Origin of the sequence: Plantibacter sp. CFBP 8804, assembly GCF_014841225.1 — a bacterium.
GTDB lineage: Bacteria > Actinomycetota > Actinomycetes > Actinomycetales > Microbacteriaceae > Plantibacter > Plantibacter auratus.
The window spans coordinates 174,309-189,586 of the sequence record NZ_JACYTU010000002.1; the positions used below are offsets into that span (position 1 = coordinate 174,309).

The 15,278-nt window shown below is 68.2% G+C and carries 13 protein-coding genes; 7 read left to right on the forward strand and 6 right to left on the reverse strand.

From position 1 onward, the window contains the following. Positions 1-70: 70 nt before the first annotated feature. The 5 genes from IFU11_RS06250 to corA form a co-directional block, all read right to left on the reverse strand. Positions 71-838, reverse strand: a complete 768-nt coding sequence (locus IFU11_RS06250; protein WP_064294822.1) for a succinate dehydrogenase iron-sulfur subunit — start codon at positions 836-838, stop codon at positions 71-73. A 2-nt stretch (positions 839-840) separates the two neighbouring features. Beyond that, positions 841-2,643 carry a succinate dehydrogenase flavoprotein subunit gene (sdhA, locus tag IFU11_RS06255; RefSeq protein WP_086474106.1) on the reverse strand — a complete coding sequence of 601 codons (1,803 nt, stop codon included), beginning with the start codon at positions 2,641-2,643 and terminating at the stop codon, positions 841-843. Between the two features lie 26 nt (positions 2,644-2,669). Then, on the reverse strand, positions 2,670-3,116 hold the full coding sequence (locus tag IFU11_RS06260; protein WP_064294824.1) for a succinate dehydrogenase hydrophobic membrane anchor subunit: 447 nt from the start codon (positions 3,114-3,116) through the stop codon (positions 2,670-2,672). Beyond that, positions 3,116-3,544, reverse strand: coding sequence for a succinate dehydrogenase, cytochrome b556 subunit (gene sdhC, locus IFU11_RS06265; protein WP_255376691.1), 429 nt, complete (start codon positions 3,542-3,544; stop codon positions 3,116-3,118). The genes IFU11_RS06260 and sdhC overlap by 1 nt, the downstream gene beginning before the upstream one ends. Before the next feature lie 194 nt (positions 3,545-3,738). Beyond that, positions 3,739-4,863 (reverse strand): magnesium/cobalt transporter CorA, encoded by a 1,125-nt coding sequence (corA, locus tag IFU11_RS06270; protein WP_085512255.1) that lies wholly within the window; start codon positions 4,861-4,863, stop codon positions 3,739-3,741. Positions 4,864-4,970: 107 nt separating this feature from the next. On the opposite strand from corA, the gene IFU11_RS06275 reads away from it, so the two are divergent. Both IFU11_RS06275 and IFU11_RS06280 read left to right on the forward strand, forming a co-directional pair. Then, positions 4,971-6,086 (forward strand): mannose-1-phosphate guanylyltransferase, encoded by a 1,116-nt coding sequence (locus IFU11_RS06275; RefSeq protein WP_064294827.1) that lies wholly within the window; start codon positions 4,971-4,973, stop codon positions 6,084-6,086. 13 nt (positions 6,087-6,099) lie between these two features. Next, positions 6,100-6,588, forward strand: a complete 489-nt coding sequence (locus IFU11_RS06280; protein WP_191941490.1) for a hypothetical protein — start codon at positions 6,100-6,102, stop codon at positions 6,586-6,588. A gap of 70 nt (positions 6,589-6,658) precedes the next feature. Here the strand turns inward: IFU11_RS06280 and IFU11_RS06285 are convergent, their stop codons facing one another. Next, positions 6,659-7,669 carry a hypothetical protein gene (locus IFU11_RS06285; protein WP_191941489.1) on the reverse strand — a complete coding sequence of 337 codons (1,011 nt, stop codon included), beginning with the start codon at positions 7,667-7,669 and terminating at the stop codon, positions 6,659-6,661. Positions 7,670-7,932: 263 nt separating this feature from the next. Here IFU11_RS06285 and IFU11_RS06290 point away from each other — a divergent pair, with 263 nt between their 5' ends. The 5 genes from IFU11_RS06290 to IFU11_RS06310 all read left to right on the forward strand — a co-directional run bounded on the left by IFU11_RS06290 (position 7,933) and on the right by IFU11_RS06310 (position 15,277). Then, complete coding sequence (locus tag IFU11_RS06290) at positions 7,933-9,639, forward strand: ABC-F family ATP-binding cassette domain-containing protein (RefSeq protein WP_240044044.1); 1,707 nt, start codon at positions 7,933-7,935, stop codon at positions 9,637-9,639. Between the two features lie 295 nt (positions 9,640-9,934). After that, positions 9,935-11,041 (forward strand): BMP family lipoprotein, encoded by a 1,107-nt coding sequence (locus tag IFU11_RS06295; RefSeq protein WP_198425059.1) that lies wholly within the window; start codon positions 9,935-9,937, stop codon positions 11,039-11,041. Between the two features lie 140 nt (positions 11,042-11,181). Next, on the forward strand, positions 11,182-12,696 hold the full coding sequence (locus IFU11_RS06300) for an ABC transporter ATP-binding protein (RefSeq protein ID WP_079707332.1): 1,515 nt from the start codon (positions 11,182-11,184) through the stop codon (positions 12,694-12,696). Further along, positions 12,693-13,979: an ABC transporter permease gene (locus IFU11_RS06305; RefSeq protein WP_124769711.1), complete on the forward strand. Its 1,287-nt coding sequence runs from the start codon at positions 12,693-12,695 to the stop codon at positions 13,977-13,979. Before IFU11_RS06300 ends, IFU11_RS06305 begins: the two co-directional genes overlap by 4 nt. Then, positions 13,976-15,277, forward strand: a complete 1,302-nt coding sequence (locus IFU11_RS06310; protein WP_192018485.1) for an ABC transporter permease — start codon at positions 13,976-13,978, stop codon at positions 15,275-15,277. The genes IFU11_RS06305 and IFU11_RS06310 overlap by 4 nt, the downstream gene beginning before the upstream one ends. Position 15,278: the final 1 nt, after the last annotated feature.

Here is a 15,278-nt window from a genome sequence, read left to right on the forward strand (position 1 = left end):
CAGGTCGCCCTGTACGAACACGTCCGACCCAGCGCATCGCGCTGGGCCGGACGGGCGAACCGGGTGTGGGCTAGGAGACCTTGCCGGAGATCATGGCCTGCTTGACCTCGGCGATCGCCTGCGTGACCTGGATGCCGCGGGGGCACGCCTCGGTGCAGTTGAAGGTGGTGCGGCAGCGCCACACGCCCTCCTGGTCGTTGAGGATGTCCAGGCGGACCTGCGACGCGTCGTCGCGGGAGTCGAAGATGAAGCGGTGCGCGTTCACGATCGCCGCCGGGCCGAAGTACTGGCCGTCGGTCCAGAAGACGGGGCACGACGAGGTGCACGCGGCGCACAGGATGCACTTCGTGGTGTCGTCGAAGCGGGCGCGCTCGGCGACCGACTGCACGCGCTCCTTGTTCTTCTCCGCGGGCTTACCGGGCATGAGGAACGGCTGCACCTCACGGAACGACGCGAAGAAGGGGTCCATGTCGACGACGAGGTCCTTCTCGAGCGGCAGACCCTTGATCGCCTCGACGTAGATCGGCTTCGAGATGTCGAGGTCCTTGATCAGCGTCTTGCAGGCGAGGCGGTTCCGGCCGTTGATCCGCATGGCGTCGGAGCCGCAGATGCCGTGCGCGCAGGAGCGACGGAACGTGAGGGTCCCGTCCTGTTCCCACTTGATCTTGTGGAGCGCGTCCAGGATGCGGTCCGTCGGGAACATCTCGACGTCGAAGTCCTCCCAGCGCGGCTCGGCGTCCACGTCCGGGTCGAACCGACGGATGATCAGGGTGACCGTGAAGGACTGGATCTCCTCCGGTGCCGCGGCCGGCGGGTTCTCGAGCGTTGCAGTGCTCATCGCTAGTACTTCCTCTCCATCGGCTGGTACCGCGTGATGACCACGGGCTTCCAGTCGAGCCGGATGTGGTCGGCCGCGTCGGACGAGTGCGGGTCGCCGGACAGGTACGCCATCGTGTGCTTCATGTAGTTCTCGTCGTCGCGCTTCGGGTAGTCGTCGCGCATGTGACCGCCACGGCTCTCCTGACGGTTGCGAGCGGAGTAGACGACGACCTCGGCGAGGTCGAGCAGGAAGCCCAGCTCGATCGCCTCGAGGAGGTCGGTGTTGAAGCGCTTGCCCTTGTCCTGGACGGCGATGTTCTGGTACCGCTCGCGCAGGTTGTGGATGGTGGCGGTGACGCCGGCGAGGGACTCGTCGGTCCGGAACACCTGGGCGTTGCGGTCCATCTCCTCTTGGAGCTCCTTGCGGATCGTGGAGATCCGCTCGGTGCCGTTGGAGTTCCGCATCTGCTCGATGAGGCCGGAGACGAAGCCGGCGGGGTTCTCGGGCAGCGGCGTGAAGTCGACGCCCTGGACGTACTCGACGGCGTTGTTGCCGGCGCGCTTGCCGAACACGTTGATGTCGAGGAGCGAGTTCGTGCCGAGTCGGTTCGAGCCGTGGACGGACACGCACGCGCACTCGCCGGCCGCGTACAGGCCGGGGACGACGGTGTTGTTGTCGCTCAGGACCTCGGCCTTGACGTTCGTCGGGATGCCGCCCATGGCGTAGTGCGCCGTCGGCATGACCGGGACGGGCTCCGTCACCGGGTCGACGCCGAGGTAGGTGCGCGCGAACTCGGTGATGTCGGGCAGCTTGGTCTCGAGGACCTCGGCACCGAGGTGGGTGCAGTCGAGGTAGACGTAGTCCTTGTTCGGCCCGGCACCGCGGCCTTCCGCGACCTCCTGGACCATGCAGCGCGCGACGATGTCTCGCGGGGCGAGGTCCTTGATGGTCGGGGCGTACCGCTCCATGAAGCGTTCACCGCTCGCGTTCCGGAGGATCGCACCCTCGCCTCGGGCTCCCTCGGTGAGGAGGATGCCGAGACCGGCGAGGCCGGTGGGGTGGAACTGGAAGAACTCCATGTCCTCGAGCGGGAGACCCTTGCGCCAGATGATCCCGACGCCGTCGCCCGTGAGGGTGTGTGCGTTCGAGGTCGTCTTGTAGATCTTGCCGAAGCCACCGGTGGCGAAGATGACCGCCTTCGCCTGGAAGACGTGGATCTCGCCGGTGGAGAGCTCGTACGCGACCACACCGGACGGCTTGTCGACGCCGTCGACGTTCGTCATGATCAGGTCGAGTGCGTAGTACTCGTTGAAGAAGTTGATGCCGAGGCGGACGCAGTTCTGGAACAGCGTCTGCAGGATCATGTGGCCAGTGCGGTCGGCCGCGTAGCAGGCGCGGCGGACCGGCGCCTTGCCGTGGTCGCGGGTGTGGCCGCCGAAGCGACGCTGGTCGATCTTGCCCTCGGGGGTGCGGTTGAACGGCAGACCCATGTTCTCGAGGTCGATGACCGCGTCGATGGCCTCCTTCGCGAGGATCTCCGCAGCATCCTGGTCGACGAGGTAGTCGCCGCCCTTGATGGTGTCGAAGGTGTGCCACTCCCAGCTGTCCTCCTCGACGTTCGCGAGCGCAGCGGCCATGCCGCCCTGCGCCGCTCCCGTGTGGGACCGCGTCGGGTAGAGCTTGGAGATGACGGCCGTCTTCGCTCCGGGGCCGGCCTCGATCGCGGCGCGCATGCCGGCACCGCCGGCACCGACGATCACGATGTCGAACTGGTGGTAATGGATGCCGTCGATGACGGTGGACTCGGTGGTTTCTGTAGTCACGGTTTCCGTTGCTCGGTCTCGGTTGCTCAGTTGGCGGGGCAGAACGACGCGAGCAGGTCTGCAGGTGCGCCGGCGGGGCACGGGTCGAAGGTGAAGACGACCAGGGTCCCGAGGATGATGAGGATGGTGACGGCGGCGAGGATCGCGACCTTGAGGACACCGCGGATCGTGCGACCCGTGGCGTAGTCGTTGACGATGGTGCGCATACCGTTGCCGCCGTGGATCAGCGCGAGCCACAGCATGGCGACGTCCCACCACTGCCAGAAGGGGTTCGACAGCTTGCCGCCGACGAAGGCGAAGTCGATGGCCTTGATGCCGTCGCCGACCATGAGGTTGACGAACAGGTGGCCGAAGATGAGGACCAGCAGGATCACGCCGGAGACGCGCATGTAGATCCAGCCCCACTTCTCCCAGTTGACGCCCTTGCGGCGCGCGGGACGAGCGGGGGTGCGGGGAGCGGCGATCGTCGTCATCAGTGGCCCATCTCGCTGAACACGTTGATCAGGTGGCGCGGCGTGAAGCCGAGCATCGTCACGACCCAGAGACCGATGACGATCCAGAACATGGGCCGCTGGTACTTGGTGCCCTTCGACCAGAAGTCGATGAGGATGATGCGGATGCCGTTGTACGCGTGGTAGGCGATGGCGGCGACGAGCGCGACCTCACCGAGCCCCATGATGGGGTTCTTGTACGTGCCGATGACCGCGTTGTACGCCTCGGGGGAGACCCGCACCAGCGCGGTGTCGAGGACGTGCACGAGGAGGAAGAAGAAGATGGCGACGCCGGTGATCCGGTGGAGCACCCACGACCACATGCCCTCACGGCCCCGGTACAGGGTGCCGGCCGGGCGTTTGGATGTCGTGGATTCCAACGGTGACGTTCGCGTGAGACTCGCGGTCACGAGGTCCTCCCTGATAGTCGCTATCTGCGGCAGATCGTTCTGCCGTGCGGGGGTTGTTGCCTGCCGTGCGTCGAATCGGCGCGCTGGACCAAGTGTAGGCGTGGGATGCGCCGTCCCGCCGCTAAGGCTGGCCTAACTGTCTCGACGTCGAGAGAGGCCGGACATCTGCGCGACGACCGGGCGACACCGGGTGTTCACAACCAGTTCCGTCGCTTGAACACCTTGTAGAGGATGACGCTCGTGGTGGCCATGAGCGCGAGCGCCATCGGGTAGCCGAACCACCACGACAACTCCGGCATGTGGGTGAAGTTCATGCCGTAGATCCCCGCGATGAGACTCGGGCCGAACAGGATGGCGGCCCAGGAGGAGATCTTCTTCACCTCGTCACCCTGCTTGAGGCTGGCCTCGGTCATCTTCGCCATCTCCTCGTTCTGGCGTTGCCCGACGAGGGTGCTGTTCACGGTCAGGATGTCGCGCAACAGCTCGCGGTAGGCGTCGATCCGTTGGTTGACGCTCGTGAGGTGGTCGGCGACGTCGCGGAGGCCGCGTTGCAGTTCGTCGGCGACCCCGTACTTCGCGCTGCCCTGCTCGAGCGACAGCATCACGTCGCTGAGCGGGTGCGTCGCCCGTTCGAAGGCGATGACCTCGCGGGAGAGCTGGTAGATGCGGCGGGACACCTGGGATTCGCCGACGAAGACCTGCTCCTCGATCTCGTCGATGTCGTTCGAGAGCCCGGCGACGACCGGACCGTAGCCGTCGACGACGGCGTCGATGATGGCGTACAGGATCGCCTGCGGACCATAGGCGAGGAGTTCGTGCTCCTGCTCCATCCGCGCCCGCACGTGCGACAGGTCGGGGGACTCGGCGTGCCGCAGGGTGATGACGAAGTTCGGGCCGACGAAGACGTGCAGCTCGCCGAACTCGACGGTCTCGGTCTCGTCGACGTAGTTGGCGGCCCGGAGGACGACGAACAGGACGTCGTCGTACCGCTCGATCTTCGGCCGCTGGTGCGCGGTGATCGCGTCCTCGACGGCGAGCGGGTGGAGGCCGAACTCCGCCGCCAGGACGCCGAGCTCGCCGGCGTCGGGCCGGTAGAGCCCGATCCACGCGACGCCGTCCGGGGTCTCGTGGAGCGCGCGGAAGGTGTCCTCGAGCGAGGTGAGCGTCGAGCTGCGGGAACCGTGGCGGTAGATGCAGGCGTTGACGATGCTGTTGCGCCCGTCGAGGTCCGCGGCGTCAGGCGGGCCGACGGGGGCCGGCGGAGCCTGCTTGCTGCCGAAGGACGGGATCGGGATCCCGAGGACGTTGCGTCCAGCCATGCTCGTACCGTTCTTTCTCATGCTCGATCTGGCGCTCATCGTAATCCCGTCACATGACGGTTCCGTGCCGTCGTCGTCAGGCTGGAGCCTGGCGGTACGCTCGGGGGATGACCACGCCCCTCGAACGCTTCTACGCGGTGATCCCGGCCGGCGGCATCGGCAGTCGTCTCTGGCCGCTCTCGCGAGCCGACGCACCCAAGTTCCTGCACGACCTCACCGGCTCCGGCAGCACGCTGTTGCGCGCCACCTGGGACCGCCTCGCGCCGATCGCCGGCGACCAGCGCATCATGGTCGTCACCGGGCGTGCGCACCGCGCTGCCGTCGAACAGCAGCTGCCCGACCTCGCCGACGCCAACGTCGTCCTCGAGAGCGAACCGCGCGACTCGACCGCCGCGATCGGGCTCGCCGCAGCGATCCTCGTCCGCCGCGAACCCGACGTCATCGTCGGCTCGTTCGCCGCCGACCACGTGATCCGCGGCGACCGCCTGTTCCGCGCCGCCGTCGCCCAGGCTGTCACTGCCGCCGAGGAGCGCTACATCGTCACGATCGGCATCCAGCCCACGGAGCCCGCCATCGGCTTCGGCTACATCAAGAGCGCCCGCGACCTCGGCATCCGCGGGGCCGAAGGGGTCATGCTGGTCGACTCCTTCGTCGAGAAGCCCGACCTCGCCACGGCCAAGCGGTACGTCTCGAGCGGCGAGCACCTCTGGAACGCCGGGATGTTCATCTCGCGGGCCGACGTCCTCCTCGAGGAGATCGGTCGGCAGAAGCCCGAACTCCTGGCGGGCCTCCTCGAACTCGCCGAGGTCTGGGACGACGCGGCGGCCCGCGGACCGGTCGTCGACCGCGTCTGGCCGGCGCTCGAGAAGATCGCGATCGACTACTCCGTGGCGGAGCCCGCCGCGGCTGCCGGTCGCATGGCCGTCGTGCCGGCGCACTTCGACTGGGACGACGTGGGGGACTTCGCCTCGCTCGCCAAGCTCAACTCCGGTGGGCGCAAGTCCGACCTCGCCATCCTCGGCGAGAACGCGCGGGTGTTGTCGGACGCCTCCAGCGGCATCGTCGTCAGCCAGACCGGTCGGGTCATCAGCCTCATCGGCGTGCAGGACATCGTCGTCGTCGACACCCCGGACGCCCTGCTCGTCACCACGAGCGCCAACGCGCAGCGGGTGAAGAGCGTCGTGGACGCCCTCAAGCTGTCCGGTCGCGACGACGTCCTCTGATCGGCGACCGACGGTGACCGCGCTGCGCGAGCTGCTCCTGCAGGCGGGCGCGCGTCTCCAAGCCGCAGGTGTGCGTGACGAGGCCCTGGCAGAGGTGTACACACCCCGCGGGCTCCCGCTCGTGAAGCGGGCACCCGCGCTGCGGCCGATCGGCCGGGCGTGGCGCCTCGGGGTCGTCCTGCTCTCGGCCGACGGTCGCCTCTTCACCGCCGCCGAGTCCACCCGGGCCGTGGAGCCGAAGTGGTTCAACCACCGCTCCTCGGAGGTCGAGCACCGTCGGATCGCGCAGCAGGCGGCCCATCGCGGTCCGTTCGCCGAGGGCGACGTCGTGAACTTCGAGGTCGTCGAGCTCGCGCTGGACGAGGGGTCACTCCGGGAGGGGTCGGGTCCGCTGCGACTCGTCGACGATACGGTCATGCTCCGCTGGGCCGGGCACGACCTCGGGCTCACCCCGCTCGACGCCTACCTCGACGACCGCGTCTCACTCCTCATCGGCGAGTGACCCGTTCGTTCGCCCATCTTCGGGCGAACGGGCCCTGATTCGCCCAGGAATGGGCGAACGGAACGCGTGATCAGACCGCGGGGCCGAACCACTCCGTGTAGAGCCGCCAGAAGTTGCGGTTGCCGTAGGCGCTGCAGGCGTCGCCAGTGCCCGAGACGTTCGCGAGGGCTGCAGCGTTCGGTTGGTACGGCGTGTAGAGGTAGAGGTTGGCCGTCGCCTGGTTGCGGATGTCGACCTGGGTGCCGCCGCAGGCCGCATCGGGGCTGTACTGGATGTAGACCGATCCCAGGTGGTACGCCCGCTGGTAGGACTCACCCGGCACGTTGAGCGGGTACAGCGTGTACTGCCGGAACTGCCATGCGGAACGGTAGACCTGGTTCTGGAACCCGAAGTAGTCCGCGTCGCAGCTCGCGCTGAAGTTCGGGCCGGTGTCGGGGCAGCCCCAACCCATGGCGCGCGCGTAGCCGTACTCGCTCGGCCCGGTGATGAGCGACTGCTCCTTCTGCATGAGGACGAGCAGCACCTTGGGGTTGATCCCGCACGCGTGGGCGACCTTCGCGACGATCCTCGCCGCCGACTCGTTCACGGCGCCGCGGTAGGCCTCGCAGTGTCCGGGCTCGGCAGCCGGGACGGACTCGGTGCTGGCACGGAAGTCCGCCAGGCACGGCACGCCGTCCTTCGGGGTACAGGGCTGGGAGGCGAAGAACGCCTGGACGTCCGCCTCGCTCATGGCGTTCGCGTCGTAGAAGTTCTCGTCGCTGATGATCTCGCCCGGGTCGAAGTCCGTACCGCGGACCGTGGGCGGTGTCGGCTGGGCAGGCTTGCTGGGAGCCGGCGTCGTCGGCTTCGTCGGTTTCGGGGTCGCCGTCGAGGGCGTGGTCGGCGAGGGACTCGGGGTGGGCGTCGGCGTCGTCTGCGTCCGGCTCAACTGCGAGCTCGCAGCGGCCGCGGTCGTCGGCGTGGTCGGCAGTGCGCCGAGCGCGACGAGCGCACCGATGCCGAGCGCGGTGAGCAGCGCGGCCGCGGCCGATCGATGCGTACGGCGACGCCGCGCGGGCGAGGGGACCGACGGAGCACGCATGACGACCAGCCTAATCGGGACCGGTGACGCGAAGGGCTTGCGGCGGTCGACAACCGACGGATAGCCTGAGATCACTGTGAAGAACTGAGCGAATCGACGTCCCGCGCCTGCGGCAGACCATCACGAACGTGATGCGCCCGGCGGGAATCCATCGAGGTACGCCAGACGCTTCCAGGTCCGCCCAGGAGTTCGAGCCCAGCGCTCGCTCCTGACGTGTCGGACGACGACCGTACGCGGCGTGCCCCATCTCGAAAGGGGCCTCCATGCGAGCACCCATGACCCACGCAACACCAGTCCACCGTCGCGCCGCATCGACCTTCGGGCGATCCATCGACATCCAGCAGCTCCGCGCGGACGGCGTCACCCGCTCCTACGGCGACCGCGTCGTGTTGCGCGACGTCGACCTCGTCGTGTCGGCCGGGGACCGTCTCGGCCTGATCGGCGAGAACGGCGCGGGGAAGTCCACGCTGCTGCGCATCCTCGCCGGGATCGACGAGCCGGACGACGGCGAGGCCGTCCGCCCGGTTCGCACCGGCATCCTCATGCAGGAACTCGAACTTCCGGACGACACGACGGTCGGCGAGCTGCTGGAGCAGGCGCTCGGCGAGGTCCGGGCCGTCGAGCAGGAGCTCGAGACGTCGGCGGCGGCACTCGGTGAGACGGGTTCCGCCGGTGATGGTTCCGCCGAGCAGCGGTACGCCGCCGCGCTCGATGCGGCGGAACGCGCCGACGTCTGGACGGCGGACGCCCGGTTGGACGCGGTCGTCGACGGCCTCGGCATCGCCGCGATCGAACGGTCGCGACGACTCGGTGGGGTGAGCGGGGGACAGCGATCCCGCTTCGCCCTCGCCGCGCTCCTCGTCGCCAGACCGACCGCGCTGCTGCTCGACGAGCCGACCAACCATCTGGACGACGAGGCGGTCGCCTTCCTCCGCGGCCACCTGTCGGAGTGGCCGGGTCCGGTGCTCTTCGCGAGCCACGACCGCGCCTTCCTCGACGAGGTGGCGACGGGGCTCGTCGACATCGATCCGTCCCGCCCGGTCCCCGTCGGCGAGGCGTCACCCGTCGTGGAGTTCGGCGGGCCGTTCAGTGAGTACCTCGGCTGGAAGGCAGCGGAACTCGACCGGTGGTCGACGCGTTACGAGGAGGAGCAGGCCGAGCTGCGACGGCTCGCGTCCGCGGTGCACGACGTGGCCCCGCGGATCAACCACGATCGGGGCATCCGCGACAACAACCGGATGGCGTTCGGCATGCGCGGCGACCGCGTCGAGCAGCAGATCAGTCGGCGGGTGCGGAACGCGCAGCTCCGACTCGAGGTCCTCGAGCGCGAGCAGGTGCGGCGCCCGCCTCGCCAACTCTCGTTCGCTGGGATCCCGAGCGGCTCGACGGTCCTCGACGAGGGGGAGCAGCTGCTCGACCTCGCCGACGCCCGCGTCGACGGCCGGCTGCACCTCGAACGCCTGCAGCTGGCGCCCCGGTCGCGGGTGCTGGTCACCGGGGCGAACGGTTCGGGGAAGTCGACGCTCCTGGCGGTCCTCGCCGGGTCGCTGCGCCTCGATGCGGGGACGCTCCTCCGGCGGAAGGGGCTCCGCGTGGGGCTCCTCGAGCAGGACGTCGCGTTCCCGGACGCGGAGGGATCACCTCGGGAGGTCTACGACCGGACGCTCGGCGAGGCGCGTGCAGCGCGCACCCCGCTCGCGGGTCTCGGGCTCCTGGCACTTCGCGACCTCGACCGTCCGATCGGCCAGCTCTCCGTCGGGCAGCAGCGCCGTCTGGCCCTGGCGCTGATCATCGCGAGGCCTCCGCACCTGTTCCTCCTGGACGAGCCGACGAACCACCTGTCGCTCGCGCTTGCGACGGAGCTCGAGGACGCCCTCGGCGACTACCCGGGGGCGGTCGTCATCGCGAGCCACGACCGGTGGCTCCGTCGGCGCTGGGCCGGCGACACCCTGACGCTGGACCGCCGCTGACCGGGACCCCGGTCGGTTCGGCCTGGGCACCGAGCAGCGCTCGGTGCCCAGGCGGGAACCACAGGCACCCGGAGCGCAAGCCGGGCAGACGGGCGGCTCGGCCTGCTCACCTGCGCAGCGACGACCAGCCCCGATGCGCGTCTGCGCATCCGCGTGTTTCCGGCGCATGACGCCGGTGCCACCGTTCTGTAACGCTTCGGTCGCGAAGCCGGGATCGTCCGTTCGGCAGTCGTCGCATTGGGTAACGTAACCCCATACGCCCCGTGACCCGCGGGGCTGCATCTTGGAGGCTACCTTGGCAATCTCAACTCGGAAGGCCGCTGCGGGCGCAATCGCCGGCGTCGGTCTCATGGCACTGCTCGCCGGCTGCGCATCGGCTCCCAGCACCGGCGACGGCGGCTCGACCGGTGCCGCATCCGACTTCCTCCCGTGCATGGTCTCCGACGCCGGTGGGTTCACCGACAAGTCGTTCAACCAGCTCGGCTACGAGGGTCTGACCGAGGCGGCGAAGGAGCTCGGCGTCGAGCCCATCACCGTCCAGTCCGACAAGGCCGACGACTACAAGCCGAACCTGCAGAGCCTGGCCGACCAGGGCTGCTCGCTCATCGTCAGCGTCGGCTTCGCCCTCTCCGCCGACACGGTCGACGCAGCGCTCGCGAACCCGGACGTCGACTACGCGATCATCGACGACGCGGCCGACAACGACTTCGACGGCAAGGTCGACGCCCCGAACATCAAGCCGATCCTGTTCGACACCGTCCAGGCTGCGTTCCTCGCGGGCTACGCGGCGGCCGACTACTCGAAGACCGGCGTCGTCGGCACCTTCGGTGGCCAGCCCTTCCCGTCCGTCCAGATCTTCATGGACGGCTTCGCCGAGGGCGTCGCGTACTACAACGAGCAGAAGGGCAAGAGTGTCCAGGTCGTCGGTTGGGACGTCGCCGCTCAGACTGGTTCCTTCACCGGTGGCTTCGAGGCGAACGACACCGCCAAGCAGCTCGCCCGCACGCTCATCGACCAGAACGCCGACGTGCTCCTTCCGGTCGGTGGCCCGATCTTCCTGAGCGCGATCGCCGAGATCCAGGAGACCGGTAAGGACATCGCCATGATCGGTGTCGACGCCGACCTGTACGAGACGAACGCCGAGAACAAGGGCCTGTTCCTCACCTCCATCCTCAAGGGCATGAAGGCCGGCGTCGCCGACACCGTGACCGAGGCCGGCGGCGGCAAGTTCGACGCCGCCGCGTACATCGGCACCCTCGAAAACGAGGGCGTCGGCCTCGCGCCGTTCCACGACTTCGAGTCCAAGGTCTCCCCGACCCTGGCCGACGAGCTCGAGACCATCAAGAAGGGCATCATCGACGGTTCCATCAAGGCGACCTCGGTCTCCTCGCCCGTCAAGTAGTCCCTCTTCACCCGGGCCCTCGCCCGGGACTCCGGGGGGAGGCCGCGATCCGCGGCCTCCCCCCGCTTTGTTCGCGGCACGGTCGGACGGCGATCCCGACCGCCTGTGCCGACCTTCGACACGTGACTAGATTGGGACCCATGAAGCTCGAGCTCCGCGGCATCACCAAACGGTTCGGTGCACTCACCGCCAACGACCACATCGACCTCACCGTCGAACCGGGGGAGATCCACTGTCTCCTCGGCGAGAACGGTGCAGGCAAATCCACCCTCATGAACGTCCTGTACGGCCTGTACCAGGCCGACGAGGGCGAGATCCTCCTGGACGACGTCGTCCAACACTTCCAGGGCCCTGGCGACGCCATGGGCGCCGGCATCGGCATGGTGCATCAGCACTTCATGCTCATCCCCGTCTTCACCGTCGCCGAGAACGTCATGCTCGGCCACGAGCAGACCAAGGGCGGTGGCCGCCTCGACGTCGCAGCGGCCCGCAAGCTCGTCATCGACATCTCCGAGCGGTTCGGCTTCAGCCTCGACCCGGACGCCATCGTCGGCGACCTCCCGGTCGGGGTGCAGCAGCGCGTCGAGATCGTCAAGGCGCTCTCCCGCAACGCCAACGTCCTCGTCTTCGACGAGCCCACCGCCGTGCTCACCCCGCAGGAGACGGACGAGCTCATGGCGATCATGAAGCAGTTGAAGGACGAGGGCACGTCCATCGTCTTCATCACCCACAAGCTGCGCGAGGTCCGCGAAGTCGCCGACCGCATCACCGTCATCCGGCTCGGCAAGGTCGTCGGTGAGGCCTCGCCCACCGCGACGAACGCCGAGCTGGCGTCCCTCATGGTCGGGCGTCCCGTCGAACTCACGGTCCACAAGGAGGCGCCGAACCTCGGCGACACGACCTTCACCGTGCAGGACCTGTCCGTCGTTGACCACCTCGGCCAGCTCGTCGTCAACGGCGTCAGCTTCGAGGTGCGCGAGGGCGAGGTGCTCGCCATCGCCGGTGTCCAGGGCAACGGGCAGACCGAGCTCACCGAGGCGATCCTCGGGCTGCAGCCGCACACCAAGGGCAGCATCAAGCTCGACGGCGTCGAACTCGTCGGATCCACACCGCGCAAGGTGCTCGACGCCGGCGTCGGGTTTGTGCCGGAGGACCGGTCCGAGGACGGGCTCGTCAAGCAGTTCACCATCGCCGAGAACCTCATGCTGGACCGATCGACGGGTGCTCCCTTCGTGAAGGGCGGCAACGTCCAGCGCGGGTTCCGCGACGAGTTCGCGCGCGAGAAGTCGCAGGAGTTCGACGTCCGGTCACAGGGCATCGAATCGCCGGCCGGCTCCCTCTCGGGCGGCAACCAGCAGAAGGTCGTCCTCGCCCGTGAGCTCAGCCGCGAGTTGCGGCTGTTCGTCGCCGCACAGCCGACCCGCGGGATCGACGTCGGTTCGATCGAGTTCGTGCACAAGCGCATCGTCGCCACGCGCGACGCCGGCATCCCCGTCATCGTCGTGTCGACCGAGCTCGACGAGGTCGTCGCGCTCGCCGACCGCATCGCCGTCATGTACCGCGGCGGCATCGTCGGGATCGTCCCGGCATCGACCCCCAGAGAGGTCCTCGGCCTCATGATGGCCGGCGAACTCCCGGCAGGAGCAGCAGCATGAGCGAGACGTCCCACACCCCGCCCGGAACGGTCCAGCCGGTGGCACCGGGCGAGGCGAAGCCCGACACGACCCAGCCGCGCTCGAACAAGGTGCTCGCCGAGATCCTCAACTCGAGCATCGTCATCTCGATCCTCGCCGTCGTCCTGGCGATGGTCGTGGGTGCGATCCTCATCGCGCTGACCGATCCGAAGGTCCACACCGCCGCCGGGTACTTCTTCGCCCGCCCGGGCGACACCATCGCGGCGGTCTGGCAGTCGGCGACCGGCGCGTACGGCGCGCTCTTCCAGGGGTCGATCTACAACTTCAAGCGCCCCGACTTCCTGAACGGCATCCGCCCGCTGACGGAGACGCTGACCTTCGCGACCCCGCTGATCCTGGCCGGACTCGGTGTCGGCCTGGCGTTCCGGGTCGGCATGTTCAACATCGGTGGGCGTGGCCAGATGCTCATCGCCGCCGCCTGCGCCGGATGGGTCGGCTTCACGCTCGACCTCCCGCCAGTTGTGCACCTGCTCGTCGCGATCGCCGCCGGCATCATCGGTGGCGCGTTCTGGGGCGGCATCGTCGGTGTCCTCAAGGCACGCACCGGCGCGCACGAGGTGATCATCACGATCATGCTCAACTACGTCGCGTTCTACCTCATCACCTTCATGCTGTCCACGCAGGGGCTGCTGCAGGCTCCCGGATCGAACGTGCCGAAGAGCGCGGGGATGGCGGAGAACGCCGTCCTGCCCAAGCTCCTCGGTGATCGCTACAACCTGCACGCCGGCTTCCTGATCGCGATCCTCGCGGTCGTGTTCGTGTGGTGGTTGTTCAGCCGGTCCTCGATCGGGTTCCGCTTCCGTGCGGTCGGTGAGAACCCGAACGCAGCGCGCGTCGCGGGTATCGACGTGAAGAACACCTACGTGTACGCCATGCTGCTCTCCGGTGGACTGATCGGTCTCGCCGGCGTCTCGCAGGTGCTCGGTACGGTGACCTCCGGGTTCGACAACGGCATCGACGCCGGCATCGGCTTCGACGCCATCACCGTCGCGCTCCTCGGACGCAGTCGGCCGGGCGGCATCCTCATCGCCGGCATCCTGTTCGGGGCGCTCAAGGCCGGTGGGTACTCCATGCAGGCCACCCAGGGCGTCAACGTGCCGATCGACATCGTGCTCGTCCTCCAGGCACTCATCGTGCTGTTCATCGCGGCTCCGCCGCTCGTGCGGGCGATCTTCTTCCTGCCGAAGCCCGACGGCTCGACGCGCCGAACGCGTCGCTCCGCCAAGAAGGAGGTGTCCGCATGAGTGGATTCACGCTCGACAAGCAGACGCCGCAGCCGGCTCCCGACGCCCCGATCGTCCTCGAGACGGTCGTCGTCCGGAGCTGGAAGGCCCCGATCGCGTTCGGGATCTTCACCGTCATCGCGTTCCTGTTGTTCGTCATCTGGCACCGCGACGGCAACAGCACGTTCCGGCTCTCCAGCGACGGCGACGTCATCCAACTGCCGACGGTCGTGCTCCCGTCGACGATCACCGGCATCGTCGTCACGATCCTCCTGGCTGCCATCACGGCACTGAGCGCGTACCTCGTCACGACGGGGAAGAAGGTCCACCTCTGGCTCATCACCGTGTTCGGTGTGCTGTTCATGGTCGGGTTCCTGTCGTGGGCCGCCGCGGGCAAGGCGATCCCGATCACCGGGCTCCTGCTCGGTACCGTCGCCCTGAGCGTCCCGCTCATCTTCGGTGCGCTCGGCGGCGTCATCTCCGAGCGGGTCGGCGTCGTGAACATCGCGATCGAGGGCCAGCTGCTCGCCGGCGCGTTCTCGTCCGCCTTCGTCGCCTCGGTGACGGGGAACGCCTTCCTCGGGCTCGTTGCGGCGATGATCGCCGGCACACTCGTGAGCTTCCTGCTCGCGGCCTTCTCGATCAAGTACCTCGTCGACCAGGTCATCGTCGGTGTCGTGCTCAACGTCCTCGTCGTCGGACTCACGAGCTTCCTGTACTCGCAGGTGCTCACGAAGAACGAGGCGCTCTTCAACAGCCCGCCGAAGTTCCCCCGGATCAACATCCCGATCCTCAGCGAGATCCCGCTCATCGGACCCGTGCTGTTCCGCCAGACGATCATCATCTACCTGATGTACATCGCCGTGGCCGTGGTGTTCTTCTGCCTGTTCTACACGCGCTGGGGCCTCCGCCTCCGCGCCGTGGGTGAGCACCCGCAGGCGGCTGACACCGTGGGTATCAACGTGAACCGGACTCGTTTCTGGAACGTCGCGCTCGCGGGCGCGATCGTCGGCCTCGGTGGGGCGTACTTCACCCTGGGCTCGGTCGGTGCGTTCAACAAGGAGATGACGGCGGGCGCCGGCTACATCGCGCTCGCGGCGGTCATCTTCGGACGCTGGGACCCGCTCAAGGCGACGCTCGCCGCGCTGCTGTTCGGCTTCACGCAGAACCTGCAGTTCGCATTGAGTGCCATCGGCTCCCCGGTGCCGAGCGCGTTCATGCTCATGCTGCCGTACGTGGTGACGATCTTCGCGGTCGCCGGACTCGTCGGCATCTCCCGCGGACCGGCAGCCGCCGGCAAGCCCTACGTGAAGGGCTGAC

What these genes read in the sequence shown, in the direction of transcription:
- IFU11_RS06250 (WP_064294822.1), bottom strand. Translation starts at nt 838, where the DNA reads ATGAGCACTGCAACGCTCGAGAACCCGCCGGCCGCGGCACCGGAGGAG.
- IFU11_RS06260 (WP_064294824.1), bottom strand. Translation starts at nt 3,116, where the DNA reads ATGACGACGATCGCCGCTCCCCGCACCCCCGCTCGTCCCGCGCGCCGC.
- corA (WP_085512255.1), bottom strand. Translation starts at nt 4,863, where the DNA reads ATGGCTGGACGCAACGTCCTCGGGATCCCGATCCCGTCCTTCGGCAGC.
- IFU11_RS06275 (WP_064294827.1), top strand. Translation starts at nt 4,971, where the DNA reads ATGACCACGCCCCTCGAACGCTTCTACGCGGTGATCCCGGCCGGCGGC.
- IFU11_RS06285 (WP_191941489.1), bottom strand. Translation starts at nt 7,669, where the DNA reads ATGCGTGCTCCGTCGGTCCCCTCGCCCGCGCGGCGTCGCCGTACGCAT.
- IFU11_RS06290 (WP_240044044.1), top strand. Translation starts at nt 7,933, where the DNA reads ATGCGAGCACCCATGACCCACGCAACACCAGTCCACCGTCGCGCCGCA.
- IFU11_RS06300 (WP_079707332.1), top strand. Translation starts at nt 11,182, where the DNA reads ATGAAGCTCGAGCTCCGCGGCATCACCAAACGGTTCGGTGCACTCACC.
- IFU11_RS06305 (WP_124769711.1), top strand. Translation starts at nt 12,693, where the DNA reads ATGAGCGAGACGTCCCACACCCCGCCCGGAACGGTCCAGCCGGTGGCA.
- IFU11_RS06310 (WP_192018485.1), top strand. Translation starts at nt 13,976, where the DNA reads ATGAGTGGATTCACGCTCGACAAGCAGACGCCGCAGCCGGCTCCCGAC.